1 pseudogene is annotated in these 272 nt (G+C 70.6%); it reads right to left on the bottom strand.

Annotated elements, in window-relative coordinates:
* A pseudogene (locus DEF28_RS29295) lies at positions 1-261 on the bottom strand (IS982 family transposase); the annotation flags it as partial.
* Positions 262-272: the final 11 nt, after the last annotated feature.

The following is a 272-nucleotide window of genomic DNA, read 5'->3' as shown; positions in this document are numbered from 1 at the left end:
CCGCTGCGGGCCGGGCGGAGGAGCACATGGCCCAGAGCGGCGGCGGCCCTCTCGATCCCGGCCCCGGCCAAGCCTTTGTCCCCCACGATCGGGCACGGCCCCGGGCGCGCACCGCTAGACGTGGAGCAGGTGCACCGCTTGGCTGCGTTCGTCCAGTTCCTTGAGGTTGACCAGGGAGAACGCGCATACGGCTCCGTCTGCGGTGGTGATGAGCAGGAGCTTGGCGCCCCAGAAGAAGCGGTGGTGGGAGGCGTCGCGCCCCTAGATCGTTG

This window comes from Marinitenerispora sediminis, from assembly GCF_003336425.1.
GTDB classification, from domain to species: domain Bacteria; phylum Actinomycetota; class Actinomycetes; order Streptosporangiales; family Streptosporangiaceae; genus Marinitenerispora; species Marinitenerispora sediminis.
This window is presented reverse-complemented; position numbering and strand designations above follow the sequence as displayed.